This is a genomic window from Bacillus sp. BC05(2025), from assembly GCF_056725905.1.
On record NZ_JBWYRA010000012.1, the window covers coordinates 37,553 to 64,204 of the forward strand.

Sequence of the window (26,652 nt, forward strand, 5' to 3'; positions counted from 1 at the left end):
GACCCACTAAAGTTTCACTTTATAGACTCACTAATGCATTGTAGTAATGCTTCTACAGTGTACTCTTTCGGCATAATAATATGCGGAAAATAAAGGCTCGCCTCTTTTTCCGTAATAGGCCCTATACAAGCAATTGTACATTTTTTTGTCCATTCTCTCCAGTTTGTACCCTCAAGTAAATGAACAAAACTAGTAACAGTTGAAGGGCTCGTAAATGTAATAATGTCTACTTTCCCTACTTCTAACGCTTCTATAAGCTCTCTCTTTTTCTCTACATTTTCTTTCGTACCATATACAATGAGCTCATCTAGAGAAACACCCATTCCGCGAAGTGCAGCTGGGATTACATCTCTTGCTAAATTCCCTTTCGGAAATAAAATGCATTCGTTTCCAATTAATCTTTTTACAAACTCTTCTGCAAATACTTCTGCCACAAATGAAGTTGGAACAAAGTCCACTTCATAGCCTCGCTTTTCTAACTCTAACTTTGTTTTCACACCTACTGCAGCAATTTTCATCGTTACAGGTAACTTCTTTCTCAAACGATCTAGAAAAAAAGCTACGCCATTTTTACTCGTAAAAATAACCCAGTCATACGAATGCAGCTGCCCTGCTATATGTTGAATTTGCCTATGAGACATACCTTCCATACGCAAAAGCGGAATTTCCAATGGAATTCCGCTCTTTTCTTTCACCGCTACACTCATTTGTTTTGCTTGATGCTGGGCACGTGTAATCAATACCGTTTTGCCAGCGAGAGCGTTCATATTTATTGTTGCCCCTTATTTGCAGCAAGAATGAGTTCTTTTGCGCCTTGTTTAATTAAACGGTCCGCAGCCTCTAATCCTACTTCCTCTGGATTCGTTCCTACTACTATCTCTTTCAATAAAACAGAACCGTCCATAGACCCGACAAGAGCTGTTAATTCGATTGCATCGTTTTCTGTAAGAGTTGCATATCCAGCGATTGGAACTTGGCATCCACCTTCAAGTTTATGAAGGAATACTCGTTCTGCTGCCACTGTTTTTTCTGTTACTGCATCATTCATATGCGCTAACAACTGTAGTAAATCCTTATCATCTTCACGACACTCAATCGCTAATGCACCTTGCCCTACAGCAGGTACACATAACGTCTCATCTAAATGCTCTGTAATAACTTCATTATCCCAGCCCATTCTCTGTAATCCAGCTGTCGCTAAAATGATAGCATCGTAATCTTCTTCTTTTAATTTACGTAAACGTGTATCGATATTTCCGCGAATCCACTTCACTTGTAAATCTGGTCTCGCAGCTAACAATTGTGCACTACGTCTTAAACTACTTGTACCTAAAATAGCGCCTTCTGCTAACTCATTAAACGACGCTCCGTTTTTTGAGATAAAAGCATCACGAGGGTCAACACGCTTCGGTATACAACCAATCATTAATCCTTCTGGAAGTACGGCCGGCATATCTTTCATACTATGTACAGCCATATCAATTTCTTTCGTAAGCAACGCATGTTCAATCTCTTTCACAAACAAGCCTTTTCCGCCTACTTTCGAAAGAGTAACATCTAAAATAACATCACCTTTTGTGACGATTTCTTTCACTTCAAATTCATATGGTAAACCTAGTGCTTTTAACTGATCAATAAACCAGTTTGTTTGCGTTAATGCTAATTTACTCTTTCGTGACCCTACAATAATTTTGCGCATAATTTTCTCTCCTCATTATAAATACCAAAAGTGGAAATTGGATAAACTGCTTAATAGAAAAATATTAATTAGCATTACGAGAAATGCTCCGATGTTCCACTGTACGATTTTCTTCCCTTGCAACACATCTGCCGCTCGTAGGTAAAGACCCGCACAATATACAAATAAAACGACAAAAGACCCGATTACTTTCGTATCATACCAATGGAAATTGTCCAATTTTGTATATCCCCATATGCATCCTAATAAAATAGCTAGTAAGAAAAATGGAACGGAAAATAAATTTAATCCGTAAGACATTGATTCTAGCTTCGGTAAATTTCCTAACCTTCTTAATCTCGCATTCCATTTCTTCTTTTTTAATAGGCGATATTGCAATAAATACATAATAGAAAAAATGAACGATACAGTGAAAGCTGCATAAGAAATAATAGCCATACCGACATGTACGTATACAAGCTCCGAAACTAATTGCTCTGCAAGTACCGGCGACATCTTTCCGAGCGGTGTAAAAATAGAAAAAGCGCTTACGCCAAACGCAACAACATTTGTAAAAAAGACTAAAAAGTCAATCCTCATAAATCGATTAATGACTAAAGACATCGTAATCAACAGCCAAACGTAAAAATAAATCCCTGATAATAAAGTTAATATAGGATTTGTCTCTGAATCTGTAGCCCTAAGTAACATGAAGATAGACTGCAGAATCCACACAATTGAAAGTAACCAAAAAGCAAATCGGTTCGCCTTTCGGTTACTTTGGAAATAATCTATAAAATATAAACTAATGCTACAAGCATATAAAATAATTGCAATATGATAAATAATACTGTTATTTAAAAAACTCATCCGATCATCCTTCCAAATTATAAAGATGGAACGGATGGTGTCCACACTCTTTTATGTTCTACTTCTTCCGCACGGCTCTCTACGTCTTCCATTTCTAAATCGAAAATCTTTGCAAATAACGCTAATTTTTCGTCCGCTCCCTCTTCAGCAGCTATTTCTTTCGCTACTAAAATTGGGTCTTTTAATAATTGATTAATAATACTTTTCGTATGCTTACTAATTACTTTTCTCTCACGATCACTAAGATTCGGTATTTTTCGTTCTAGACTTTCCATCGTTTCACTTTGAATAGCAAGCGCCTTATCACGAAGAGCTGATATTAATGGAACGACACCAAGTGTACTTAACCACGTTTTAAATAAAACAATCTCCTCTTCAATCATAAATTGAATTTTCTCTGCTTCTTTCAAACGCTCTGCACGGTTCGCTTCCACTACTCCTTGCAAATCATCAATGTCATATAAGAAAGAACCTTCTAACTCATTAATCGCTGGATCAATATCACGCGGCACTGCAATATCAACCATAAATAATGGACGACCAGAGCGCATTTTCTCTACCTTTGTCATCATCTCTTTCGTAATGACATAATCCGATGCACCAGTTGAACTAATTAAAATATCAGCTTCTAATAATGCACATTGTAATTCACTTAAAGGTTTTGCATGTCCCATATATTTCTCAGCCATTACTTCAGCTTTTGAAAGCGTCCTATTCATAACTGTTACTTTACGAGCGCCGCTTCCATATAAGTTTTGCAATGCAAGTTCACCCATTTTACCAGCGCCAAGAATAAGCACGTGACAATCTGTTAACTCGCCGAATATTTTCTTCCCAAGCTCAACAGCAGCATAACTAACAGACATCGCACTTTCACCAATTGTCGTTTCTGAGTGAGCACGTTTCGCCAACGTAACCACTTGCTTAAACAATTCATTAAAAATTGTGCCTGTCGCTTTTACTTGCTGCGCTTCTAAAAAGCTATCTTTTATTTGACCTAAAATTTGAGTCTCTCCAACTACCATAGAATCTAAACCGCACGTTACGCGGAATAAATGATCTATTGCACCGTCTTGTTCAAAAATAGTTAAATACGGTGCGACTTCTTCTATTTCAAGCTGAAACCAATCAGCTAAAAACTTCTTAATATAATACCGTCCCGTGTGTAATTGATCGACAACAGCGTAAATCTCAGTGCGATTACAAGTTGATACAATGACATTCTCTAACACGCTCTTTTGATTTTGTAATGTAGTCATTGCTTGCTCTAACTCTACTGCCTGAAATGTGAGTTTCTCACGAAATTCTACAGGGGCTGTTCGATAATTTACACTAACAACAAGAATATGCACGCAGCATGTCCCCCTTCACCCGTTTTATCACTTTATCTACTATCATAATACAACTTTCCTCTTATGAATCTGACAATCGTGTGAACAACCGATTATTTTTTAAATTATTCTCCGTATGTAATAAAGGAGATTCAGTAAAACGAATAAAAATTTTCTACTTTATAATGATTATAAAATAATAACTCTATTTGTACGTTACCAAAAAAAGTCCTCATAATCAAGTGATGGAAACTATTCCATATGAATTATAACATCATCTTTCCTATCTTCTTTCATCATGAAGGAAAATATGTATGATTGTTCCAAATTGTAGCACAAACTTTCTCAATACAACGCATTTGACATTGTATTTCTTTTTCGTTATATTAGTTTTACAAAATTAAATTGTGCACAACTTAATAAGAAAGGAGTTATGTATGACAGAGGATTCTTTACATCTAGATAACCAACTTTGTTTTTCTATTTACGCCTGTTCTAAAGAAGTTACCCGCTTTTATCGACCCTATTTAGAAGAAATGGGTATTACGTATCCTCAGTACATTACTTTACTCGTACTATGGGAGCAAGACGGATTAACAGTAAAGGAAATTGGAGAACGTCTATTTTTAGATTCCGGTACGTTAACACCTATGTTAAAGCGGATGGAATCATTGCAACTTGTAAAACGTGTTCGTTCCAAAGAAGACGAGCGCAAAGTTTGTATTGAATTAACAGAACAAGGTAAAGATTTAAAAGAGAAGGCTTGTTCATTACCAACAACAATGGCTACAAATTTAGGAATTACAGAACAAGAATATCGTTCTTTATTAATTCAATTAAATAAACTAATTGAAACAATGAAAACAATTAATGATAGAAAAGGGGAATAAACATGGATAAATTATATACTGCTTCAGTAACTGCTACAGGTGGAAGAAATGGAAAAGTCGTTTCAGATGATGGTATATTAAATCTTGATGTAAGAATGCCGAAAGCACTAGGCGGTGCAGGCGGAGAAGCAACAAATCCAGAACAACTATTTGCTGCTGGTTATGCTGCTTGTTTTGATAGTGCATTACAACTTGTCATTCGTACGAAGCGTGTGAAAGTAGAAAGTACAGAAGTAACTGCTCACGTTTCTATCGGAAAAGATACAGATGGTGGTTTCGGCCTATCTGCTGTACTTGATGTACATGTTGCCGGCGTCTCTCATGCCGAAGCACAAGAACTTGTAGAAGCAGCTCACGGTGTATGTCCTTATTCGAAAGCAACGAGAGGAAATATTGAGGTTACATTAAACGTAAAATAAAAAATGTAGTAAATAAAAAACGCGCGACATTCGTCACGCGTTTTTTGTTTTTGTCATTTTATGAATAGCCTTCCATGCTTCTTCTTTTCCAAGTCCTGTTTCAGAAGAGAATAGAACAATTTCATCGCCAATTTCAACAGCAAGCGTTTCTTTTACAACTTTTAAATGCTTCTGCCATTTCCCTTTCGGAATTTTATCGGCTTTCGTCGCAATAATAATTGTTGGGATTTCATAATGCTTTAAGAAATCATACATCATCACGTCATCGCTTGTTGGTTTGTGACGTAAATCAACTACTAATACAGCTGCGTCCAATTGTTCACGCGTTGTAAAGTAAGTTTCAATCATCTTGCCCCATGCTGCGCGTTCTGATTTAGATACTTTCGCATATCCATAACCTGGAACGTCAACAAAATGCATCATTTCATTGATTAAGAAAAAGTTCAACGTTTGCGTTTTTCCTGGTTTAGAAGAAATACGAACTAACTTTTTACGATTTAAAATTTTATTAATAAAGGAAGACTTCCCGACATTTGAACGACCTGCTAATGCAATTTCTGGTAAATCACTGTCTGGATATTGTTCTGGTTTAACAGCACTAATTACAATATCTGCTTTTGTTACTTTCATTGTTTCACTCCTACTAATGCGTGCTCCAATACTTCATCTAAATGAGATGCAAGCACAAACGTAAGGTTTTCTTTTACGCTTTCTGGAATATCATCTAAATCTTTCTCGTTTTCTGCTGGCAAAATAATTTTTGTTAAGCCTGCGCGGTGAGCACTTAATGTTTTTTCTTTTAAACCACCAATCGGTAATACACGACCACGAAGTGTAATTTCACCTGTCATCCCTACTTCTTTACTTACAGGAATACCTGTTAGTGCAGAAATAAGTGCCGTTGCCATCGTAATACCTGCTGACGGTCCATCTTTTGGAACTGCTCCTTCTGGAACATGAATATGAATATCATTTTTCTCATGGAAATTCGGATCAATCTTAAGCTCTTCTGCACGAGAACGAATATAGCTAAACGCTGCTTGTGCGGATTCTTTCATAACATCCCCAAGTTTCCCTGTTAAAATTAATTTCCCTTTACCTGGTGCTACAGACACTTCAATCGCAAGTGTATCGCCGCCCGCTGCTGTATACGCTAACCCTGTTGCCATACCAACTTGGTCTGTTTTCTCAGCTTGCCCATAACGGAATATGTGCTTGCCAAGTAAATCAACAACATTTTTCTCTGTTACTACAATACGCTTACGCTCTGCTGTAACAATAATTTTTGCTGCTTTACGACAAACTTTTGCAATTTGGCGCTCTAGTGTACGAACACCAGCCTCACGTGTATAATAACGAATAATTTCAAGTAGCGCTTCATCACGTACTTGTAAATTACCTTTTCGTAAGCCATGCTCTTTTAATTGTTTCGGCAATAAATGTTCACGGGCAATGTGTACTTTTTCAAGTTCAGTATAACCGGCAATCGAAATAATTTCCATACGGTCAAGCAATGGACCTGGAATACTTGAAAGTGTATTTGCAGTTGCTACAAACATAACCTTCGATAGATCATATGGTTCTTCAATGTAATGATCACTGAAGTTATGGTTTTGTTCTGGATCTAACACTTCAAGTAATGCTGCTGATGGATCTCCACGGAAATCGTTAGACATTTTATCAATCTCATCTAATAAAAAGACCGGATTAACTGATTTCGCCTTTTTCATACCTTGAATAACGCGTCCTGGCATTGCTCCAACGTACGTACGGCGATGACCACGAATTTCAGATTCATCACGTACACCCCCAAGGGATACACGGACAAAATTACGATTTAATGATGTTGCAATTGAACGCGCTAACGAAGTTTTTCCGACCCCAGGAGGGCCTACTAAACAAAGGATAGGTCCTTTTAATGAATTCGTTAACTTCTGTACCGCTAAATACTCAAGTACGCGCTCTTTCACTTTCTCAAGACCGTAATGATCTTTGTTTAAAATCTCTTCCGAATGAGCAAGATCAATCATATCTTCCGTTGCTTCTGTCCACGGAAGTGCTAATAACCAATCAATATAATTGCGAATTACACCGCTCTCCGCAGAACTTGCTGGTAACTTTTCATAACGATCTAATTCTTTCTGTGCAGCCTTCATTGTTTCTTCAGGCATTCCCGACTTTTCAATTTTCTCACGAAGCTCTTCAACTTCCCCGCCCTTACCTTCTTTATCGCCAAGTTCAGTTTGAATCGCCTTCATTTGCTCACGTAAGAAATATTCTTTTTGCGTGCGCTCCATTGAACGTTTCACTTTTTGTCCAATTTTCTTTTCTAAACTAAGTAATTCTTGTTCATCTTGAATAATTGAAATAAGTGTATGTAATCGTTCTTTCACAGATATAATCTCTAAAATCTCTTGTTTCTGCTTCGTTTTAATTGGCAAGTGAGAAGCAATTAAATCAGCTAATCTTCCTGGCTCTTCTACATCAGCTACCGTTGCAAATGTTTCATTTGAAACTTTTTTCGAAACTTTAATATATTGTTCGAAATGCTCTAATAATGTACGCATAAGAGCTTTCTCTTCTAAATCAGCTTCCACTTCTTCCGTTACCGTTTTAATAGAAACTTGTACTACATTTTCTTCTTCGATAAATTCTACTACTTCTGCTCTATGTAAACCTTCTACAAGGACACGAAGCGTACCGTTTGGCAATTTTAACATTTGCTTCACTTTCGCCACTGTACCTACACTATATATGTCATCTTCTTTCGGATCATCGATATTCATTTCTTTTTGCATTGCTAAAAAGATAATATTTTCATCCATTGCCGCCTGCTCTAGTGCTTGTATCGATTTATCACGTCCTACATCAAGATGCAGAACCATCGTTGGATATACGAGAACGCCTCTTAATGGTAGGAGGGGCACGATTCTTTCATTCGTATTCATACTAGACATAGCACCTCCATAATAAATTAAACTCCTGTTCAACTATTTTATATTACAATACATCTAGATGCAATTGCAGAGATTTTCCGCAATTGTAAATCCCACGTTTTTTCTCCTTTATAAAAAGGAAAAAAGACTCCGCTTAAGCATACAAACTTAAACGAAGTCTGGCAAATTTTATTATCGTACATTCTCACATTGATTGTGCATCTGTCTCGTCCACAGCAGTATGTATATCAAGCTCTCGATGTATATTTTCTTGCATAAATGTTAGCTCAAATACTTCTTTTAACTTACGAACAGGAATGATTTCAATTCCCTTTATTGTATACAAAAACGGTTGCATGTTTTCAGCAGGGATGATAACTTTCTTAGCTCCCGCCTTTTTCGCAGCTTTTATTTTCGCGTACACACCACCAATAGGTTTCACTTCCCCGTGTATACTAATCTCACCAGTCATCGCTACTTCATTATTCACATACGTACGATGCACTGCTGAATACACACCTGTTGCCATCGCAATACCTGCCGAAGGCCCATCAATCGGTATACCACCCGGAAAATTAATATGTATATCGTACCCTTCTGGCAATACATCTAGAGAACGAAGTACTGTTAATACATTATCTACAGAACCTTTTGCCATACTTTTACGGCGAATTGATTTCGTTTGACTTCCAATACTTTCCTCTTCAACAATTCCGGTAACATTTACCGATCCTTTATCTTTCGCCTTGATTGCTGTTACTTCAATTTCTAATAACGCACCTGTATTTGGTCCGTATACAGCAAGTCCATTTACAAGACCGATTCTCGGAATAGGATAAATGCGCTTTTCGTACTTCGGTGTAAGTTGACTAGAGTGAACAACCCACTCTATATCTTCATCTTTAATGAATGGGCGTTCTTCATTTATTGCCATTCCTGCAGAGATTTGTACAAGATTAATTGCTTCTCGCCCATTTCTCGCATACATCCCAACCATTTCAATACCATTTTCACCGATTTGCATCTCCACTTTGTCAGCTGCATTCTTCGCTACTTTTTGAATTTCTTCTGTATCTAACTCACGAAAGAACACTTCTAAACAACGCGACCGAATAGCAGGAGGGATCTCCTCTGGCGAACGTGTCGTCGCCCCAACTAAGCGAAAATCGGCTGGTAAACCTTTTTGAAAAATGTCATGTATATACGTTGGAATCATCGTATTCTCTTCACTGTAGTATGCACTTTCCAAAAACACTTTCCGATCTTCTAGTACTTTTAACATTTTGTTCATTTGAATCGGATGTAGTTCACCTATCTCATCAATAAACAAAATACCACCATGTGCATCTGTTACCGCACCTTTTTTCGGTTGTGGAATACCTGCTTGCCCCATCGCACCGGCACCTTGATAAATTGGATCATGTACAGAACCGATTAAAGGGTCTGCAATACCACGTTCGTCAAACCTTGCTGTCGTCGCATCCAGTTCAATAAATGTTGCATTTGTGCGAAATGGAGATTTTGGATTTCGTTTCGCTTCTTCTAATACAAGACGTGCTGCCGCTGTCTTTCCGACACCTGGCGGACCATATATAATCACATGTTGCGGGTTCGGACCACAAAGAGCCGCTTTTAACGACTTAATCCCGTCCTCTTGCCCTACAATATCTAAAAAGGATGTAGGACGCACCTTTTCCGCAAGCGGCTCTGTTAAAGAAATCTCGCGCATTTTACGAAGCTGTTCTAATTCTTTTTTTGATTCTCGATCAATTGAAACTTTTTGTGTTCGCTGATTTCGAAGTAAATGCCAAAAATACAATCCGACAATTACACCAAAAACAAGTTGAACAAGTAAAAATATATTTGTCCAGCTCATCATTTATTTCCTCCCGCAATGTTTTATCTCTTAGTATTTCCGCGGAGGAACATAGCTAAACATAAAGAAAAACAGCAATTATAAAAATTGCTGTTTCTCCTTCGCATTATGCAGATGTTTTTGTATCAAGTACAGTACCATCTTGTAACACCAATTTTGGCGCTGCATTATCAGCTACTGTTTCTTTTGTAAGAATACACTTCTCGATATCTTTGCGAGATGGTAGCTCGAACATTACCTCAAGCATTAAGCCTTCAATAATAGAACGAAGTCCACGAGCACCTGTTTTACGTTCAATTGCTTTTTTCGCAATTTCAATTAGTGCACCTTCTTCAAACTCTAACTCAACATCGTCAAGCTCCAATAGTTTTTGGAATTGCTTAACAAGTGCATTTTTCGGTTTCGTTAAAATATCAACAAGAGCATCTTCATCAAGTGGCTCTAGGTTCGCAATAACTGGAAGACGACCGATAAACTCTGGAATTAAACCAAATCTTAAAAGGTCCTCTGGTAATACGTGAGATAAAACATGCTTCTCATTTACATCAGCATTTTTCTTCTCAGAACCAAAACCAATTACTTTTTCACCAAGACGACGTTTAATAATTGGCTCGATGCCATCAAACGCTCCACCACAGATGAATAAGATATTCGTTGTATCAATTTGAATAAACTCTTGGTGCGGATGCTTACGACCACCTTGAGGTGGAACGCTTGCTACAGTACCTTCTAAAATTTTCAGAAGTGCCTGCTGCACACCTTCACCAGATACATCACGTGTAATTGATGGATTTTCGGACTTACGTGCCACTTTATCAATCTCATCAATATAAATGATTCCTTTTTCCGCTTTCTCTACATCATAATCAGCTGCTTGGATTAATTTTAGTAAGATGTTTTCTACATCTTCCCCAACATATCCAGCTTCAGTTAAAGATGTTGCGTCCGCGATTGCAAATGGAACATTTAAAATACGCGCTAACGTTTGTGCCAGTAATGTTTTACCACTACCTGTTGGCCCGATAAGTGCGATATTACTCTTCGCTAATTCTACATCATCAATTTTGCTGTTAGAATTAATGCGTTTGTAATGGTTATATACCGCTACCGCTAGTGCTTTCTTCGCATTATCTTGTCCGATGACATACTCATCTAAGATTTCACGAATTTCTACCGGTTTCGGTACATCTTTGAATTCTACTTCTTCGTCTTTCGCAAGCTCCTCTTGTACAATTTCAGTACAAAGTTCGATACACTCGTCACAAATGTAAACACCTGGACCTGCAACTAACTTTCGAACTTGCGTTTGTGTTTTACCACAAAAAGAACATTTTAATTGCCCTTTTTCATCATTAAATTTAAACATATTTTCACACCCCTTACAAAGTGCTAACCTCTTGCCTTCGTATGTACACGATAAATGTATCGTATGTAAATACATATTATGTCACTACGTGGCGAGAAATACAAATAATATGACTAGTTATGTACAAATAAAAAGTTTTTAAAACTTTTGAAATATGTATATTCGACTCATTAAGGAAGTTTTCCTTCTTCATCGAAAAGTTTTATAAATATATTTCTATATTTATAAAACAAGGCACGATTAAAATCGCGCCTTGTTATTTTATTATGCAGCGTTTTCTACTAAGAAATCTACAGCTTTACGCACTTTAAGATCTTCAGCTAAAGCGTCTACGCTTCCAAGAGCTTGCTTGATAGCGTCTACTGGCATACCGTACATTTCAGCCATTTTTTCAACTTCTGCAGTTACTTCTTCTTCAGTAACTTCGATGTTTTCAGCTTCAATGATAGCTTCAAGAACAAGGTTGATTCGTACGCGTTTTTGAGCGTCTTCTTTCATTTGCTCTTTTAACTTGTCAGCATCAGTACCTGTGAATTGGTAGTAAAGCTCAAGGTTCATACCTTGTTGGCTTAAACGTTGCTCGAATTCACGAACCATACGATCTAACTCAGTGTCGATCATAGCTTCTGGAATGTCGATTTCAGCGTTAGCAGCAGCTAATTCTACTACTTCGTCACGTACTTTGTGCTCAGCTTCGTGCTTTTTGCCTTCTTCTAAGTTTGTACGAAGTTTTGCTTTTAATTCATCAAGAGTTGCAACCGCTTCGTCAGCTTCTTTAGCGAACTCGTCGTTTAACTCAGGAAGTTCTTTTGTTTTGATTTCATGAACTGTTACTTTGAATGTTGCTGGTTTGCCAGCTAATTCAGCAGCATGGTACTCTTCTGGGAATGATACTTCAACGTCTTTAGACTCACCAGATTTAAGACCAATTACTTGCTCTTCGAAACCTGGGATGAATGTACCAGAACCGATTGCTAGAGAGTAGTTTTCGCCTTTTCCGCCTTCAAATGCTTCGCCATCAACGAAACCTTCGAAGTCGATTACAGCTGTATCACCGTTTTCAACAGTTCCTTCTTCTTTAACAACTAGTTCAGCTTGACGCTCTTGTAAAGATTTTAATTCGTTCTCTACATCTTCGTCAGTTACAGTTGTTTCAACTTTTTCTACTGCTAAACCTTTGTACTCACCTAATTTAACTTCAGGCTTCACTGTTACTTTTGCAGTGAAGATAAGGTTAGCATTTTTTTCGAATTTCTCGATGTCGATTTCAGGATGAGCAACTGGGAAGATACCAGCTTCATCGATCGCTTCACCGTATGCTTTTGGTAAGATGATATCTAAAGCATCTTGGTATAAAGATTCGATACCAAAGCGTTGTTCGAATAACGGACGAGGCATTTTTCCTTTACGGAAACCTGGTACGTTGATTGTTTTTACTACTTTTTTGAACGCAGCGTCGATAGAGTTGTTTACTTCTTTAGCATCAACTTCGATTGTTAAAACGCCTACGTTACCTTCTAATTTTTCCCATTTTGCAGCCATTTATTCTTTCCCTCCAACTATAATAATGTATGCACATACCTCTATAGATTAAGATCTTCATTATCTCTTTTTTGAAATAACAAAAGTACAAATACTCCTCTAGCAAAAGCTTTCAGATATAATGTTCCAATCTACTAATTGCCTAAAAGACAACTACGGTATATTTTGTTCGAGAATAATATGAAACATATTAAGTAAGAGAATTACACTTCTCTTCTCTTACAAACAGGCAGATTTCTGCCTTTTGCAACCCTTACATTATAACATAGAATATGCTCGTTTCAAGAACCGAACGATTCTTTTTCATAATTATACGGGCAAATATCCTTCTCTTTCAACACGTAATAACCATTGATAGGCAATATGAAACTCTTCTAATTCAATATTATACGCTGTCATAAGCTCTTCTTCATCAATAGTCAATCCGAAACGCTTTCTTCCAATTCTCTCTAAAACAGCAGCCCAAATCTCCACCTTATCCATTAATAGAGCGAATGGGAAAACGCTAATTTGCAATTCTTTCCAATATGTAACCATCGCATCAAATATATCAGGATACTTTTGTTCTAATCGACTTGATAATGTATGTATAATGTTATTGGATTGCTCCTCATTATGACCTGTAAATGCTGGAATTACCTTGATCGTATTCCCAAACTTTTCTACCTCTATCTCTTCTTCTATTTGATTTTCTATCATTTTATACAAAATAGAAGTTTTCAAATAAGGATGCTGTTTTTCGTCTATTAAAAATTTCTTTAAAATAGGTAATGCAAGATCCAGGTCTTTTAACGAAAGTTGCTGAATTGCTCTTAGCTTTTGTCCAAAGTTTTCTCCAAACATTTCATTAGTAAACTCATCTAATTCAAAATTTGAATCGACTAGTGACGTATCTACTTCATTTAACATACCTTCTGCAAATAAAGCGAGCTGTGCTAATTTTTCTTTTTGCTCAGGCATTACATCTTTCGTTTGCAAAACTTTTTCAACGGTTTCAATGACACCTTCATAATCATTTGTTTGAACTAAAATCGTCACATATGTTTCCAGAATATCACCAAATAATACAGCTCCCGTTTCAAGTAACTGTTCACATTTGTCTTTCGCTTCTTCCATATGTTTCAATTCCAACAAACAAATAACAGAAGCGAGTTCCGTTTGTTCCGTTTCTGCATTATACTGACGTAATATTTCAAAGCAGCGCAATGCATCTTCGAATTTCCGCTCTTTCAGCGCTAAAAAACCTTCATCAATATATCGCTCTGATAGCTGCGGAAACAATACGACCGTATTTTCTTTTTTATCCATACGTCCGCCTCTTTTTCTAGATTTTAATTATCTTTAAAGTAAATATATCAAATGAGTAATGAGAACACAACATCCCAAAACTCTTTGTTTGAAATATATAAATATTTAATTTTTATATTTCAATACAAGCAAATCCCTACTCAAAATTAAAAATATGCAAATAAAAACCCTCAGCAATTCAAGCAGAGGATTCATCATTAATGGAAAGCGTTTATAATAGTGGGGTATATAACAAGGGTAATAATTTGGAGAACAATAATTGCCATAACAATCATGCTAAAATAGAAGATTGGTTTACTTCGCTTCATTAAAAACATAATAATAAGCATCGTACAAGCAAACAAACTTAAGAAGAACAAACTCGTTGTCGAACTAAGTATACCACTTGGGACAAAGAACAATAACACTACACTACAAGTACCTATAATTCCAAATAACCATTCCATTCATTCACTCATTCCCTTTCCCTCTCATGGCAGTTTTTTTACTAAGCGATTAAATGTTTTACAACATCAACTACATATGTTAATTTTTCATACGCTACAAACCCAAAAGCAACCGTTAAACCCGTTACGATTAATCCTTTCATCATTTCTTCCTCCTCGTTTTATCGTTGTTACCTTCATTATAGTTGATTAGCAATTTGTTACCATCGAACTACCTTACAGTTACCTTACAGAATTGTAAGATTTCAAAAAAGGATTAAAAAAACACCTCATATCGCTTAAGGTGCTTTCACGGAATTTCTCTATAATCACTTGCAAAATGAACTTTTTCTCAGCACCTTTTTACATATTTTTAAAATAACATTCGTTACTTTTCTTAACTTACCTCCCAATATTTTCTCATTAAAAGAAAATTCTTTGTTAAAACCATGTTAATATATTTTCGTACAATTAAGAATTTATTTTACAAGGGGGATTATATATGTTCAAAAAAGTAGCTGCCGATGTTTTGGGATTAAGTGATGTAGGTTCTGTCATTACACCGAAAGATTACGATAAGGTCGATGCTGATGATTACGTGATGCATGAAGATGGGGAGAAAATTTATTTTCTCATTAAATCGAAATCAGATGAATATTGCTTCACAAACAAAGGATTACTCCATCTAGATGGTACAAGTGCGACAAGTAAAAAAACGTACACTACGCCGCTTTAGCTATAGTAAATATCAAATTAAAAACGTAGCGCTTGAAACTGCGGGAACGATTGATTTAGATGTAGAAATTAAGTTCCAAATGGGCGATGAGCACTATTCAATTGATGTCCATAAAAAACATATTGAAGAATTAAAAGATTTATATAAAGCTTTACTTAAAATAGAAGAAATCTCATACGACAACGATATTACATTGCAGTATGCACATAAAAGTTTAGATATGGCATCTAACGCTTTTAGCCGTATTTCAAACGCACAAGTAAATTTAGCAGAACAGTTTAAAGAAATGAACGAAATCGCTTTTAACTGGCTCGTTGATACGAAAAAACAATATAATGTGAAAGATTATGGTTTTGTGTTTGAAAAGTTTATTAATAACTAAACAAGAAACCCTTGTTATCAAAAGATAACAAGGGTTTCTTAGCGTCCCAGGAGAAATTCAAGCTCCCACTCCGCTCATTTCCGTACTATTTTATATATTTTGATCGCAGTCTTAATATATCTTCCTCTTCGCGAATGCCTGCCGATCCCTTCCTCACATTTTTTACGATAGTCCAATTCGGGTTAGTTTCATCACCGATGTTCTGTACTGTAAAATTGCCATCACCATATTTTCGGTGACCTTCTGCCAATTTCTCCGTTAAATCGTTCTCATTTGATCTCGCCATCTTTGCGCCATCTCCCTTTTTTATACAACCTTCTTAAACTGTCTAACCAATCACAGGTCCAGTCAATTGGAGATTCTCGTTTTCCGCTTCTATTAATTGTAACACACTGTCGGGGATAAGTTTCGATAACTGCTACTCAATCATACTAGAATGGTAAAAAGTTTTATAATATTGTAAGTGAACAGTTAGGAGAATCTGGATATGGATTTGAGTTCCATCATAAACCTATTGATTCTTGAAATTAAATAAGAGGAATAGGGCGCATAAATGGCGCTCTTTTCTTAATGCACTTTAATCCGTTACACATAATAATTACCATATATTACGTTACATTTTTTACACCTTTTGCACATACATCAATTTGTAGACAAACAAAAAACCTTGTTATCTTTTGATAACAAGGTTTTCTTAGCGTCCCAGGAGAGATTCGAACTCCCGTTCCGTCAATTACCTACGATATATAAACGATTCTTTTCTTCGTTTGCTGAACGTACATTTTGGCGGTCAACTGACCGTTTTTGTTAGTTAATATTATACGCTATATAGTAGCCCTACGTCAACGTTGAAAGCACTCTTATTCTACCAATTTCCTTATGCTCGATTCTGACGCAATTAGACGATACTATATCCACGGGAGAAAAGATAATCGCCTCAAATCGCTAATCTCGGCGACGTATTTTCGAATATTGTCTCGCTGCGCACAAAAAAAGAGAGCGAAGCAATTAAGCCCCGCCCACTTCCGCACTATTTTATATATTTTGATCGCAGTCTTAATACGTCTTCTTCTTCACGGATGCCTGCCGATCCCTTCCTCACATTTTTTACGACAGTCCAATTCGGGTTATTTTCCTCGCCAATGTTCTGTACCGTGAAGTTACCGTCACCGTATTTGCTCCGACCTTCCACAAGTTTTTCCGTTAAATTATTCTCTTTTGATTTCGCCATCTTTGCGCCATCTCCCTTTTTTATACAACCTTCTTAAACTGTCTAACCAATCACAGGTCCAGTCAATTGGAGATTCTTGTTTTCCGCTTCGATTAATTGTAACACACTGTCGGGGATAAGTTCCGATAACGGTTACCCCATCGCACTAGAAACGTTATTTTCTTTGAATGTGAATGAGCCGACGCCAGTTACGCTAAATGATACGATTCCATTCGTTACCAATCTATATCGTTTACGCATAAAAAAAGAGACTAGAGCCGAAGCCCTAGCCTAGTTTTATTATTTAGTTTTAGCTGTAAGTGTCTCTTCCGCTTTTACAGACTCATCACCTAAGATGTACAGTTCGCCAGTTTCCATGTTCGGATAAGCGTTGAACGTGATGTTTGTTACACGCTCGTTATCTGAATCGTAAGTGTAGTCAGGGTCAGCGATAGCAGACGCAAGTGGAATCGTAATCCAATCATTTTCAGTCGCATTCAGGTCAGTCGGCTTGATAACCATCTTCTTCGCAGTAGATAGTAAGTCGAATCCAGCCGTAGCGTTAACGACTAACTTCTTCTTTTCGCCTGAAGTGTGTAGCGTAGAGTTCGGCATTACTACCGCTAACTTCTCTAGTAAGTGTAATGCGAATGGAACTGTTACTTCCGCCTTTCTACCTTTCATGATCGCTTTGACTGGCGTTTCTCCGTATTGGTCAACCGTTACTTCTTGTACTGACGTAGACACTCCGAATGCGATACCGCCTTTTGTGATATCGAATGTTACCATGTCCGCACCTTCACCGTATTCTACAATCGCTGCCCCAATCGGTACGTTAATTGATTTCGTGTTTACTTTAGCCATGTGTAATTCCTCCTAGTTTCTTATAGTTGTTTCGAAGTTCAGCGAGAAGATAGGTCTGTCTGCATCGTCCGTCCCTGTCCATATTGGAGCGGATTGCATCGCCTTCATTTCTACGACTGACGTTTCGCTTATTAGAAAATCGCGTTTATATTTCAAAGCGTTATATAATTCCCACGCTAATGCTTCCGTTTGTCCTGCTTTGTTCGCTTCACCACGTACGAGCAATTGAATGCTAGGACGCCGTACACCTGTCGATTCAGTAGCGAAGCCACCGTCAACAAGGACGACTACGCTCGCATCTTTCCCAGTTAGCGGGAAGGAATAAGCGTAATATGTATATGGAACAAGCGACTGTACATAGTTTTTAACATCCTCAACTCGCATCGTAATCGCTCCTTTCTACACGTACACCCACGTTAGCAATGGCTTGCCAGTGAAGTCTCGCTTAATCGTAATATTCCTCGGCTTGCCTTTGTGCTTTGTACCAGCTTCATTCACATATTCGAGTTCGTCCGTGTAGTCGATATCGGCGAGTTTGTCAAGTACTAGCTTTAGGTCAACAACGATGATCGCACCTTGCAGTTTACTTTTCCTGTCGATTGTGGTATGAGAGCCTTCTTCAGCACGACATTTCAATTCGGTGATTTCAGTCTCTTCGGTTTCACCCCAAAAACCTGCGTCACCAATTTTTCTATAACGCGTTACTGTTTGTCTTAATGGAATCATAGCCATCTAGCACAACCACCCTATCTCTCTTCCCTTGAGTTTCAAGTCGTCATTTGCTTCCTCAATTAGAGCCATGACGCTGTCAGGGATTAACTCGTCAAGGGGCTGACCGATTGGACTAGAAACGTTATTCTTTTTGAATGTGAACGAACCTACGCCCGTAACGCTGAATGACGCAATCCCTTGCTGTTGCATTCTGTTTGTATCGTTATAAACGATTGCTAGATATGCGCTGAACTCGTAGATCGCTTCGTCAGGAATGATAATTTCCTCGCCATAAGTCGTTCGCAATTGCCTATCAGCGACATTCATCAGTCTTACTTTTTTGTCGTCATCAGCATCGTGCCAGTCTTCGTTCGTTACGACATAAGCATCAATGTGCGCCGTGGCTTCAGGAATTCTTTCCATGTAATCACCGCCTATATTAAAAAGACTAGAGCCGAAGCCCTAGCCTAGTTTTGTTATTATTTAATGGAAAGACCTGTAATCTTAGCGTGTGCCTGTTCTTGCAAGAACTCAAGAGTGTACTCGCCGACTAACATACCTTTCATGTAGTCACCTTTCAGACCTAAGAAATTATGAGAGAACTCACGATTTTGTAGAGGTCGAATGCTGATACGGTCTACATCTACGATGAACACTTCACCCGCAGATAAGTTGTTATTCAGGATGATTTCAGCAGCTCCGAAGTCAGACATGTAATGGTCTACAACTTGACCTCGTCCGTTATCTAAACGACCTAAACGAATCTGTGCGTTATCGAATTTAGAAATAGCGATCTTTTGCGTCGCACCTACGATAATCTTGTAGTTACCGCTCGCAGTAGAGCCAGACTTCTCGTACACCAAACGGAATGCTTCGATTAGATGCTCGTCCGAAATAGCTTCACCGCCAGCTTTAATAACGTTCGTTTCGATGAACGAGCGAATACCGCGCATCATACGCTTGTTTCCAGCTTCGTAACGAATACCGTTGATAACAGCTTTTTCTAACGCCAGCGCTAGTTCTAACTGTTTCTTTTGTTTCTCTTTCTCGTACTCGTTGTCGATACCATATTGAGCAACCGCCATTGCAGTACCAGTTAACTCAACAGACTCGTCGAAGATTTGTGTGATATTAGATACGCGCTTACGTGGTTTGTATCGTGCATCACGAGCATCTGCGCCTTCTTGACCTTCTACGAACATCACTTCGAGAACAGCACCGACTTCAGCGATTTCTGCAACTGTACCAGCATAGCCACGAATTACTGTTAACGTTTCACCTTCCACGCCAACGACTAGGATTAATTCGTCATTGTTACGAATAACTTGATTCGGGCGGAATGCTTCAGCGTCAGATACTTCGATTGTAGTCGCTTCAGGAGATGCTTCTTTTGCAACAGTAGATTCTTGCGCGAACATTTCATCTTCGAACCAAATATGTTCCACACTGGAAACCGCTTGTCCGAATCCAACTAGGTTAAGCATCGGTGTTTGCTTTGGCGCTAATAATAGAAACTCGTCTGTAACACTTTCCTTTTTCCCAATCATATCGTTTGTATAAGTCTTCATTAATGTAATTCCTCCTTAGAATTAGAAAAGCCACCCGCTTAGAGGTGACTTCTTTTTCGTTTTATTTATATTGAAGGCGGTTAAGCCTTGAATCTCGCAGGTACTTGTTTATACTTCAGAATGCTCTTCCAATCATCATTACTTGGTGGTACTGGAATATCGCTAACACTAGCAACATTTTTAATGAAAGGACGAGGACCTTTTCTGACTCTGAACTTCTCATTCAAGAAGTGCGTTGCCCACTCGTTTTCTCGTTCAACCTTCAGGATTCCTACGACAGCTTCGAAGTACGCTTTCAATCCCTCTTCCGCTTGCTTTCGTAGTGGCTCGACTATTTCTTGGCGAATCGTAGGTGTGAAGTTACTTTGGAAATCGCGGGCAAGTTCGTCGATTGTGATTGTGCCAGCGAGGTTATTCATCGCATAATCATTCGCTTTGGTGAACTCATCCTCTACGATTTTCAACGCAGATTGTGCCTTGCTGATATTTTCTAGCGCTGTTTTCTTTTGAGTAGCGACTTTCTTACCAGCGAATTCTTGTTGTAAGATTCCCTCGTATGCTGACGTAGCTTTCGTCACTTCATCCTTTGCTTGCTGTACCTTTTCGCGATATCCAGCGATGAACTCGTGAGCCTTATCATTCTGATTCATGAACTCGTGATACATTTTCCATTCCATCGTTAATTTCCTCCTTCTTCTTTCCTTCTAGTAATCTGATACATTTATGTAATAGCGAGATTAATTTCTTACGCCACTTCGGTAGTTTTACTGGCTCTTCTAGTTTGTAAATCTCGATAAGAGCGATTTGTGTTTCCACATCTTCGTAACAGCGGAATGTTTCGCTCGTATCTTCCTTCGTTTTGAAATGCCCAGTCATATCAGGTTCAGCTAGGCAAGCGATATAAATTGTGTCGGTGTTCGTCCATATATCGAATGACGGCAACCCTTCGCAATTATTTAAAATGATTGAGCGTAGTTCATATGCTAGGCTTTGTTCACCTACTGGCGCAACGATCTGTGCGAGGAATTTATTGTCCTCGTACAAAAACGCATATAAAAACGGTGTCCCATGCACCTCATGAATGTTGGCGATTAATAATGGACGCAAATCACTCGACCCCTTTCGGTCGTAATCGCTTTTTCAAATCATCCGATATGGCGCTCATACTGCCATCGAAGGCGCTTAATAAGAATAGGTTGTGCGAACCGATTAATTCCGTGAGAATTTCAGCTTGCTTCTGCGGTATCTTTTGCTCACCCGATAGATAACGAGATACGCTCGCTTGAGTTGTGCCTAGTAGATTCGCTAAATCTGATTGTTTTAGCTGTGCTAGTTTTAAAATTAATGAGAGTATTGACGAATTGTATTTCGGATTTTTCATTGTTTCGACCTCCTATTTCGTATATTTTGATTCGTGATAGATAAAACAAGATATGACGCTACGGGGAAATGTAACGCCACATTGCCAGTTAGTATTAAATGGAGTTCCGACGGGTTGACTAGACCCGCCGAATACGGATAAGAAAGAGATGGTATAGCTCTTCCTCAATCTATATCTGCGTCTGCGGGCGATTTTTTTGTATATTATATACGAACTTTTTATATTCTTTTACATGTACCACTCATCGGACATGACCGCAGGTTTTATACCGCCCGTACCTCTTGGCTCACGGTATAGAGCGGCCCAGTTCGGATTCTTCTGAGTTCCTTTATTGACGATGATGCAATTCTCGCCGTATTTCTTTCTGCCATCATCCATAACTTTTGATAGTCCTTGCGCTATCTGTCCTCTTGTCGGCATTACTTTCTCAGTTCCTTGTACGTTGTTTGTGTTCTTCACGTTAATTCCTCCTATATAATAGTAGTTTTATATTTGTAATCTCATCGCGGTAATTGAAATTATTGCGCTTGCTGGTATGATTCTTCAGCTTGTCGGCGCTCGTTTCTTCGCTGTTCTTGTGCCTGTTCTTGCTCTGCTGTTGGTAATGAAGCGTTTTTAGTCGCCACTCGCTTACCGCTTACGATTTCTTGAACGATTTTCATTCGTCTTTCATCGTCACGACGACGCATTTTTTCGATTTCTAGTTGATGCTCAAGGAATCGCTTCTTTGCTCTTGGGAATCTGCGCAGTAACTCTCGCAACGTGAGCGGTAATTTTGGAATGTATTCGTTGTTACTGTGCATTCCAGTTCGTTTAACTTCGAGTAAGCCGACGCTTTCTAGCACTTTTATATTGTGATTGATGGTACGAATGCTCTTCCCAGTGTCAAGCGCTAATGAATAATGACTCGGAAACGCGTATTTTCGGTCTTTATTGAAGCGATCTACGATGATTAGATACAGTGCAAGCGCCGAATCTGTGAACTTATAATCCTTTAAGTAGCTGTAATAACGCAGGTCAGTCGGACATTTAATGAATGATAACGTAGGAATTCCGTCTTCATTGATATCGGTCGGCTTTCCTAGTGCGTCCTTCTCGATTTCCTCTGACTTATCGAACATAGGTTGATTGAAATCGAGCGCGCCCGTGATTACTTTCAGTTCTTCGTCTAGATTCGCTCCTTTCAATGGCTTTAACCCGCTATCTAACTCATCTAATGCTTTTTTGATTTCATCTACTGATACTGATTCATTGAATTTCTTTGACATTTAAACCATCCTCTTTCTCATTTGAAATTAGTAGTCTACCTCATCGGCAATATCTTGCTTAACGTGAGCAACACTTTGCTTAACTTCGGCAATATTTTGCTGAGTCTTGGCAACATACTTCAGGGGAACTAGATTTATTAACTAGATTTATTAACTAAAGAATTAACTACCTATTGCTTACTACGTAATGCTATAAGTACTAACGTACTTTACGCAGATGATATAGGAAGTAATATAAGACTTAGGGAAAGAGCCTGTTCAAAAGAAACGTATCTATTGAATAAAAAGAATTCCGCTCCCGATAGCTTCGGCATTTCCTTGCTTAATTTCGGCAATATCTTGCTTACACTTACATAAGGACATCGCTGACCTTAAAAAGATCGCTCTTTTAATATTGGCGCGATATCTATCCGCTGACTGGCGTCATTACCTGAAATCTCTACGAAATAAACCCCTCGATGCTACGAACAGTGCGCAAGTTTTTTACGAGATACGTTCGATCGGAAAACGTATGCCTTGGGTAACCTCGTCACGCTAATGTAAAACGTGAGATAATTCCGACTGTCTTACGAATAACCAATAAGACACTTTTCAGCGCAAAGACTAGACTCATTATGAGTTTTACCTACGAATGGACTCCGACTGTCTATCGGTTAATCCGAGAAACACCCTGAGTCAAAAATGGTGTGCGTTATTTGTTAGGGGTTGCTTCAGGGATATTGATGGGGTGGCTTGGGAGGTAGGGAAGTTGAAAGAGTTGGGATGATAACTTGGCATGCTCTGACTCAGAGATGGACAAGAACTGCACAAGAACGATGTATCAAAGAAGAAGATTCTTTTCTCTCGCAGAAGAAGAAACAAAGAAAGATTAAAAGAAACAATTCATTTTAATTCGATGCGAACAATTTAATAGAAGAAAGTAATTTGATTCCCTTTCATTCTCTTGATTAAGTTAGATAAGAAAGAAGACAGCAACAACAAAGAAGAGCAAAGACAATCAAAGAAATTAATAGAAGAAGAACAACTGAAGAAGTTGAAAGACTTTCATTATCTTTTTCTCTCGCAGATAATAAACAGAATGAACAACGAATCAACTCACGCTTCTCACCGATTACTCACGATACTCTCTCACACTGTTATCCCCGTGATGTGTAAGGATGCGCTGTGCCTTGTGCTGACTTATGATTACTGTTACACCTATGCCATATCGCTCTCGTACGCTTAGTCTACGAGTGATTACAAGAGTTAGATAAAATACATTACGAAGCGTGTAACGGCTCTATACGCGTCTTATATGGCGGGCTAGGCACACTGTGGTATATCGGGAAGGGTGTCGGGCTATTAGTAATATGGTGCGGGCTGTTGGTAATATGTATCCGCCTGTTGGTCGAATGTGCATGGTGTGTGGTCGTAGGTATATCCGTCTTGTGAATATACGAAACCTATATCGGGGTATATCCGTATAAAGTGTGCGATTGGTCAATGTATGAAATCAGATAAAAACGTACATTCATTTCATTGATATCGTTGACGCAGATAGAATTCGGTGATATTCTGTAAATACATTAAAAAAACGTACATTCAAATCCGCATAAATACTGGATTTATAGTAGGGGGATTTTAGATATGAATCAATTGAAAGATGTTCAACCAATCCGCAATAAACAGCAACTAGAAGATATGAAATGGGCGCTCCGTCGTCACTGTTCAGAAAGAGATTACATATTATTCCTTATCGGTATTAATACTGGATTGCGTGTCGGCGATCTCTTGAAGCTGAAGACTTCCGATGTCCTTCGTAAGAAATCGATACAGGTACTCGAAGGTAAGACGCAGAAGCCCCGTAAGATTAACCTCACGAATATTTATGACGAAGTACAAGCGTACGCAAAGGCAAATGATAGCGAATGGCTATTCCCTTCACGAAAAGGAGATAAAGCAATATCAACTACGCAAGCTTATCGCAGTATAACGAAGGCATCTGAATTCGCTGAAGTAGATTCCGTTGGTACTCATACGATGCGAAAAACGTTTGGCTACTGGTTCTATAAAAGCACGAAGGATGTTGCTAAACTACAAACGATATTGAACCATTCACATCCGCAAATTACATTAACTTACATCGGAATCACCGAAGAGGAAATCGAGAACGACCTAAATACATTCGTACTATAAACGAGAAGGCACTGGCATAGGCTGGTGTCTTTTTATTATGGGTGGATTTCTTAAACCCTATGAGTTGCGACTTGCTTCCGTCCCCGACTGTTCCAGTAGACGAAATCGCAGTCCTATATACTAGCGCTGTACTATCGAATGATTAGTCGTGTTTAACGTCAATATATAATTTCGAACATTGAACGCCCGCTCTATTGTAAACGTTCGTAAATATAACATCTAGTATCATACATATAATCCCAGCGAGGTAAACCGTTGGTACATATAGGTTTCAGCGATATGTATTCCATCTAGCTATTATTATTTGGCGTAGATTAACGAGTTTACGTTATGTATTCCAGCGTAGCCTTTCAACAAAATATAAATGACATTTAATACGTATCAAGTGTATGTCAATTGAAGTAGATAGCGAAGCCTAGTGAAGATTGGCGAATCCCTAGACGGCAACTCAGCGATTGATTGCATAAGGTGGCGTAACTTTTGCGATAAATAAAAAAAGCAGAACCCCGCAGGATTCCACCTAGTATCGCGAAATTATTACGACTACACCTTTTAGACCTCCATTTTATCGAAAATACGATAGATTAGGTCACGTTCTTTTTCGCTAATCGTTGGTCTGTAATATATGATTCCTTCGTATTTGAACACTGCGACATCCCGATCTATCGGTAAATTAAGTTCGTCGAGTTCTTCTCGCGTGATGTCGGCTTTAAACTCAGGACTTACCATCGCCCACAATGTGTAGCGTTCGTACTGCTCTACTGTTTTAAATCCATTCATGAGCGCCAATCGATATAGTTCAGCTTCGACATATTCGGGAATAATACCATATTTCTTAGCAATTTCAGCGTATTTGTTCGTACGCAGCCATAAAAATACGTTCATAGCGCCTTTCGATGAATTAAGTTCGCGAATCATTGGGCTATAGTTAGGGACAGTCGACCCACCTCCGTTAGTCTTCGGGATAACATGATCGCAAGTTACATCGGCAATCCTTCCAGTCCATCTACACGCCATTTCGGATAGGAGTTTGAACGATTCTGTTGAGTCATCTCCGCGACCTAGAACACCGATACCGCCCTTTTCGATTGCTTGCCGATTGTGACTGCTCATTAAATTATCATAGGAATGGCATGATTTACATTTAGAACGATATCCGTTCCCATCAGTACCAAATTCGCTGATATTCTTTTCACGTTCACAAACACGGCAAATCTTTTTCGTATCTCCCGTGGCTTCGTTTAGTGCAGTTTCTTTGTTCTTCCGTTTGTACTCAGCTACACAACCGATACACTGCGTCTTTCTGCCATCAATCTGCTTTTTATCCTCATGGAACGAGTCGTACGATAATACTTCTTCGCATCTTGTACAATTCTTAAATCGCTCTTCTGTCCCGTCCTCTAATCGCACTAACTGACGTGTGACCTTTCTGCTCTTCGTTTCTTCCAGTACCTCTATTACTTTTACGCCCTTTATATTCTTCGCCATATTACATACACACCCTTCGTAGTCTTTTGCTAACATAAGGACATGCAGTCACAATAAAAGAGCGCAAATATAAAAAAAGAAACGCAGGTGGTTAGCCTACGATTCTTTTCAAGATATGATATATCAGTTTCCTTGCTATGTATGGTTATCCCCTTCGCCATTTCCGACCTTTGCCACGTCTTGTATCAATCCGATCTTGTGTCGAAAATGCAATATTTTCATTATAGC

27 protein-coding genes and 2 pseudogenes are annotated in these 26,652 nt (G+C 38.4%); 5 read left to right on the plus strand and 24 right to left on the minus strand.

Features of this window, described 5'->3' with window-relative positions:
• Window positions 1-14: 14 nt before the first annotated feature.
• Genes hemD through hemA form a run of 4 tightly spaced genes read right to left on the minus strand, consistent with a single transcriptional unit; the run spans window position 15 to window position 3,900 of the window.
• On the minus strand, window positions 15-767 hold the full coding sequence (hemD, locus tag ACZ76X_RS25325) for a uroporphyrinogen-III synthase (protein ID WP_479852053.1): 753 nt from the start codon (window positions 765-767) through the stop codon (window positions 15-17).
• Between the two features lie 2 nt (window positions 768-769).
• On the minus strand, window positions 770-1,699 hold the full coding sequence (hemC, locus tag ACZ76X_RS25330; protein ID WP_479852054.1) for a hydroxymethylbilane synthase: 930 nt from the start codon (window positions 1,697-1,699) through the stop codon (window positions 770-772).
• Window positions 1,700-1,714: 15 nt separating this feature from the next.
• Window positions 1,715-2,548, minus strand: coding sequence for a cytochrome c biogenesis protein (locus ACZ76X_RS25335; protein ID WP_479852055.1), 834 nt, complete (start codon window positions 2,546-2,548; stop codon window positions 1,715-1,717).
• Window positions 2,549-2,565: 17 nt separating this feature from the next.
• Window positions 2,566-3,900, minus strand: a complete 1,335-nt coding sequence (gene hemA / locus ACZ76X_RS25340; RefSeq protein ID WP_479852056.1) for a glutamyl-tRNA reductase — start codon at window positions 3,898-3,900, stop codon at window positions 2,566-2,568.
• Window positions 3,901-4,316: 416 nt separating this feature from the next.
• Between hemA and ACZ76X_RS25345 the strand changes: the two genes are divergently transcribed.
• Together ACZ76X_RS25345 and ACZ76X_RS25350 are read left to right on the plus strand one after the other, a co-directional pair.
• On the plus strand, window positions 4,317-4,769 hold the full coding sequence (locus ACZ76X_RS25345; protein ID WP_063224825.1) for a MarR family winged helix-turn-helix transcriptional regulator: 453 nt from the start codon (window positions 4,317-4,319) through the stop codon (window positions 4,767-4,769).
• Between the two features lie 2 nt (window positions 4,770-4,771).
• Window positions 4,772-5,188: an organic hydroperoxide resistance protein gene (locus tag ACZ76X_RS25350; RefSeq protein ID WP_098669475.1), complete on the plus strand. Its 417-nt coding sequence runs from the start codon at window positions 4,772-4,774 to the stop codon at window positions 5,186-5,188.
• 33 nt (window positions 5,189-5,221) lie between these two features.
• Here the strand turns inward: ACZ76X_RS25350 and ysxC are convergent, their stop codons facing one another.
• The 7 genes from ysxC to ACZ76X_RS25385 all read right to left on the minus strand — a co-directional run bounded on the left by ysxC (window position 5,222) and on the right by ACZ76X_RS25385 (window position 14,662).
• The gene (gene ysxC, locus ACZ76X_RS25355; RefSeq protein ID WP_048531469.1) at window positions 5,222-5,818 is read right to left on the minus strand and encodes a ribosome biogenesis GTP-binding protein YsxC; all 597 of its coding nucleotides are present in this window, start codon (window positions 5,816-5,818) and stop codon (window positions 5,222-5,224) included.
• Window positions 5,815-8,145, minus strand: coding sequence for an endopeptidase La (lon, locus tag ACZ76X_RS25360; RefSeq protein WP_479852057.1), 2,331 nt, complete (start codon window positions 8,143-8,145; stop codon window positions 5,815-5,817). The genes ysxC and lon overlap by 4 nt, the downstream gene beginning before the upstream one ends.
• Window positions 8,146-8,329: 184 nt before the next feature.
• On the minus strand, window positions 8,330-10,000 hold the full coding sequence (lonB, locus tag ACZ76X_RS25365; RefSeq protein ID WP_342715871.1) for an ATP-dependent protease LonB: 1,671 nt from the start codon (window positions 9,998-10,000) through the stop codon (window positions 8,330-8,332).
• Window positions 10,001-10,106: 106 nt separating this feature from the next.
• Window positions 10,107-11,366 carry an ATP-dependent protease ATP-binding subunit ClpX gene (clpX, locus tag ACZ76X_RS25370; RefSeq protein WP_000472282.1) on the minus strand — a complete coding sequence of 420 codons (1,260 nt, stop codon included), beginning with the start codon at window positions 11,364-11,366 and terminating at the stop codon, window positions 10,107-10,109.
• A 264-nt stretch (window positions 11,367-11,630) separates the two neighbouring features.
• A complete protein-coding gene (tig, locus tag ACZ76X_RS25375) occupies window positions 11,631-12,908 on the minus strand; it encodes a trigger factor (protein WP_000729253.1) in 1,278 nt (425 codons plus the stop codon).
• 309 nt (window positions 12,909-13,217) lie between these two features.
• Window positions 13,218-14,216, minus strand: a complete 999-nt coding sequence (locus ACZ76X_RS25380) for a hypothetical protein (RefSeq protein WP_479852058.1) — start codon at window positions 14,214-14,216, stop codon at window positions 13,218-13,220.
• Between the two features lie 197 nt (window positions 14,217-14,413).
• Window positions 14,414-14,662, minus strand: a complete 249-nt coding sequence (locus ACZ76X_RS25385) for a hypothetical protein (RefSeq protein WP_002094402.1) — start codon at window positions 14,660-14,662, stop codon at window positions 14,414-14,416.
• A 481-nt stretch (window positions 14,663-15,143) separates the two neighbouring features.
• Here ACZ76X_RS25385 and ACZ76X_RS25390 point away from each other — a divergent pair.
• A pseudogene (locus ACZ76X_RS25390) lies at window positions 15,144-15,759 on the plus strand (PH domain-containing protein).
• An 85-nt stretch (window positions 15,760-15,844) separates the two neighbouring features.
• Here ACZ76X_RS25390 and ACZ76X_RS25395 read toward each other — a convergent pair.
• Window positions 15,845-16,045, minus strand: a complete 201-nt coding sequence (locus ACZ76X_RS25395; protein ID WP_098669470.1) for a cytoplasmic protein — start codon at window positions 16,043-16,045, stop codon at window positions 15,845-15,847.
• 152 nt (window positions 16,046-16,197) lie between these two features.
• Between ACZ76X_RS25395 and ACZ76X_RS25400 the strand changes: the two are divergent.
• Window positions 16,198-16,284, plus strand: a pseudogene (locus ACZ76X_RS25400) (DUF6572 domain-containing protein); the annotation flags it as partial.
• 505 nt (window positions 16,285-16,789) lie between these two features.
• Here the strand turns inward: ACZ76X_RS25400 and ACZ76X_RS25405 are convergent.
• The 11 genes from ACZ76X_RS25405 to ACZ76X_RS25455 all read right to left on the minus strand — a co-directional run bounded on the left by ACZ76X_RS25405 (window position 16,790) and on the right by ACZ76X_RS25455 (window position 22,761).
• Window positions 16,790-16,990 (minus strand): cytoplasmic protein, encoded by a 201-nt coding sequence (locus tag ACZ76X_RS25405; protein ID WP_479852059.1) that lies wholly within the window; start codon window positions 16,988-16,990, stop codon window positions 16,790-16,792.
• Window positions 16,991-17,269: 279 nt separating this feature from the next.
• Entirely contained in the window at window positions 17,270-17,833 is a 564-nt protein-coding gene (locus tag ACZ76X_RS25410; protein WP_479852060.1) for a hypothetical protein, read from the minus strand.
• Window positions 17,834-17,845: 12 nt separating this feature from the next.
• A complete protein-coding gene (locus ACZ76X_RS25415) occupies window positions 17,846-18,217 on the minus strand; it encodes a minor capsid protein (protein ID WP_479852061.1) in 372 nt (123 codons plus the stop codon).
• A 15-nt stretch (window positions 18,218-18,232) separates the two neighbouring features.
• The gene (locus ACZ76X_RS25420) at window positions 18,233-18,565 is read right to left on the minus strand and encodes a hypothetical protein (RefSeq protein WP_479852062.1); all 333 of its coding nucleotides are present in this window, start codon (window positions 18,563-18,565) and stop codon (window positions 18,233-18,235) included.
• Window positions 18,566-18,967: a hypothetical protein gene (locus ACZ76X_RS25425; protein ID WP_479852063.1), complete on the minus strand. Its 402-nt coding sequence runs from the start codon at window positions 18,965-18,967 to the stop codon at window positions 18,566-18,568. It abuts the gene before it with no gap.
• Window positions 18,968-19,023: 56 nt separating this feature from the next.
• Window positions 19,024-20,112: an SU10 major capsid protein gene (locus ACZ76X_RS25430; protein ID WP_479852064.1), complete on the minus strand. Its 1,089-nt coding sequence runs from the start codon at window positions 20,110-20,112 to the stop codon at window positions 19,024-19,026.
• Window positions 20,113-20,192: 80 nt separating this feature from the next.
• Window positions 20,193-20,789, minus strand: coding sequence for a hypothetical protein (locus tag ACZ76X_RS25435; RefSeq protein ID WP_479852065.1), 597 nt, complete (start codon window positions 20,787-20,789; stop codon window positions 20,193-20,195).
• Complete coding sequence (locus ACZ76X_RS25440) at window positions 20,749-21,219, minus strand: hypothetical protein (protein WP_479852066.1); 471 nt, start codon at window positions 21,217-21,219, stop codon at window positions 20,749-20,751. The genes ACZ76X_RS25435 and ACZ76X_RS25440 overlap by 41 nt, the downstream gene beginning before the upstream one ends.
• Window position 21,220: 1 nt before the next feature.
• The gene (locus tag ACZ76X_RS25445; protein ID WP_479852067.1) at window positions 21,221-21,493 is read right to left on the minus strand and encodes a helix-turn-helix domain-containing protein; all 273 of its coding nucleotides are present in this window, start codon (window positions 21,491-21,493) and stop codon (window positions 21,221-21,223) included.
• Window positions 21,494-21,721: 228 nt separating this feature from the next.
• Window positions 21,722-21,952 carry a DUF4148 domain-containing protein gene (locus ACZ76X_RS25450; protein WP_479852068.1) on the minus strand — a complete coding sequence of 77 codons (231 nt, stop codon included), beginning with the start codon at window positions 21,950-21,952 and terminating at the stop codon, window positions 21,722-21,724.
• Between the two features lie 59 nt (window positions 21,953-22,011).
• Entirely contained in the window at window positions 22,012-22,761 is a 750-nt protein-coding gene (locus tag ACZ76X_RS25455) for a helix-turn-helix domain-containing protein (RefSeq protein WP_479852069.1), read from the minus strand.
• A 1,626-nt stretch (window positions 22,762-24,387) separates the two neighbouring features.
• Between ACZ76X_RS25455 and ACZ76X_RS25460 the strand changes: the two genes are divergently transcribed.
• The gene (locus ACZ76X_RS25460) at window positions 24,388-24,936 is read left to right on the plus strand and encodes a tyrosine-type recombinase/integrase (protein WP_479852070.1); all 549 of its coding nucleotides are present in this window, start codon (window positions 24,388-24,390) and stop codon (window positions 24,934-24,936) included.
• 552 nt (window positions 24,937-25,488) lie between these two features.
• On the opposite strand, the gene ACZ76X_RS25465 is transcribed toward ACZ76X_RS25460, so the two are convergent.
• Window positions 25,489-26,424 (minus strand): hypothetical protein, encoded by a 936-nt coding sequence (locus tag ACZ76X_RS25465; protein WP_479852071.1) that lies wholly within the window; start codon window positions 26,422-26,424, stop codon window positions 25,489-25,491.
• Window positions 26,425-26,652 lie beyond the last annotated feature (228 nt).

Excerpts from the sequence above, each read along its gene's own strand:
- ACZ76X_RS25430 (WP_479852064.1), bottom strand. The coding sequence starts at position 20,112 with ATGAAGACTTATACAAACGATATGATTGGGAAAAAGGAAAGTGTTACA.
- ACZ76X_RS25425 (WP_479852063.1), bottom strand. The coding sequence starts at position 18,967 with ATGGAAAGAATTCCTGAAGCCACGGCGCACATTGATGCTTATGTCGTA.
- ACZ76X_RS25380 (WP_479852058.1), bottom strand. The coding sequence starts at position 14,216 with ATGGATAAAAAAGAAAATACGGTCGTATTGTTTCCGCAGCTATCAGAG.
- clpX (WP_000472282.1), bottom strand. The coding sequence starts at position 11,366 with ATGTTTAAATTTAATGATGAAAAAGGGCAATTAAAATGTTCTTTTTGT.
- ysxC (WP_048531469.1), bottom strand. The coding sequence starts at position 5,818 with ATGAAAGTAACAAAAGCAGATATTGTAATTAGTGCTGTTAAACCAGAA.
- ACZ76X_RS25410 (WP_479852060.1), bottom strand. The coding sequence starts at position 17,833 with ATGGCTAAAGTAAACACGAAATCAATTAACGTACCGATTGGGGCAGCG.
- lon (WP_479852057.1), bottom strand. The coding sequence starts at position 8,145 with ATGTCTAGTATGAATACGAATGAAAGAATCGTGCCCCTCCTACCATTA.
- ACZ76X_RS25460 (WP_479852070.1), top strand. The coding sequence starts at position 24,388 with ATGAATCAATTGAAAGATGTTCAACCAATCCGCAATAAACAGCAACTA.
- hemD (WP_479852053.1), bottom strand. The coding sequence starts at position 767 with ATGAACGCTCTCGCTGGCAAAACGGTATTGATTACACGTGCCCAGCAT.
- ACZ76X_RS25435 (WP_479852065.1), bottom strand. The coding sequence starts at position 20,789 with ATGGAATGGAAAATGTATCACGAGTTCATGAATCAGAATGATAAGGCT.
- ACZ76X_RS25345 (WP_063224825.1), top strand. The coding sequence starts at position 4,317 with ATGACAGAGGATTCTTTACATCTAGATAACCAACTTTGTTTTTCTATT.
- ACZ76X_RS25455 (WP_479852069.1), bottom strand. The coding sequence starts at position 22,761 with ATGTCAAAGAAATTCAATGAATCAGTATCAGTAGATGAAATCAAAAAA.
- ACZ76X_RS25415 (WP_479852061.1), bottom strand. The coding sequence starts at position 18,217 with ATGCGAGTTGAGGATGTTAAAAACTATGTACAGTCGCTTGTTCCATAT.
- ACZ76X_RS25445 (WP_479852067.1), bottom strand. The coding sequence starts at position 21,493 with ATGAAAAATCCGAAATACAATTCGTCAATACTCTCATTAATTTTAAAA.
- ACZ76X_RS25335 (WP_479852055.1), bottom strand. The coding sequence starts at position 2,548 with ATGAGTTTTTTAAATAACAGTATTATTTATCATATTGCAATTATTTTA.
- lonB (WP_342715871.1), bottom strand. The coding sequence starts at position 10,000 with ATGAGCTGGACAAATATATTTTTACTTGTTCAACTTGTTTTTGGTGTA.
- hemC (WP_479852054.1), bottom strand. The coding sequence starts at position 1,699 with ATGCGCAAAATTATTGTAGGGTCACGAAAGAGTAAATTAGCATTAACG.
- ACZ76X_RS25405 (WP_479852059.1), bottom strand. The coding sequence starts at position 16,990 with ATGGCGAAATCAAAAGAGAATAATTTAACGGAAAAACTTGTGGAAGGT.
- ACZ76X_RS25350 (WP_098669475.1), top strand. The coding sequence starts at position 4,772 with ATGGATAAATTATATACTGCTTCAGTAACTGCTACAGGTGGAAGAAAT.
- ACZ76X_RS25420 (WP_479852062.1), bottom strand. The coding sequence starts at position 18,565 with ATGGCTATGATTCCATTAAGACAAACAGTAACGCGTTATAGAAAAATT.
- ACZ76X_RS25465 (WP_479852071.1), bottom strand. The coding sequence starts at position 26,424 with ATGGCGAAGAATATAAAGGGCGTAAAAGTAATAGAGGTACTGGAAGAA.
- ACZ76X_RS25395 (WP_098669470.1), bottom strand. The coding sequence starts at position 16,045 with ATGGCGAGATCAAATGAGAACGATTTAACGGAGAAATTGGCAGAAGGT.
- tig (WP_000729253.1), bottom strand. The coding sequence starts at position 12,908 with ATGGCTGCAAAATGGGAAAAATTAGAAGGTAACGTAGGCGTTTTAACA.
- ACZ76X_RS25385 (WP_002094402.1), bottom strand. The coding sequence starts at position 14,662 with ATGGAATGGTTATTTGGAATTATAGGTACTTGTAGTGTAGTGTTATTG.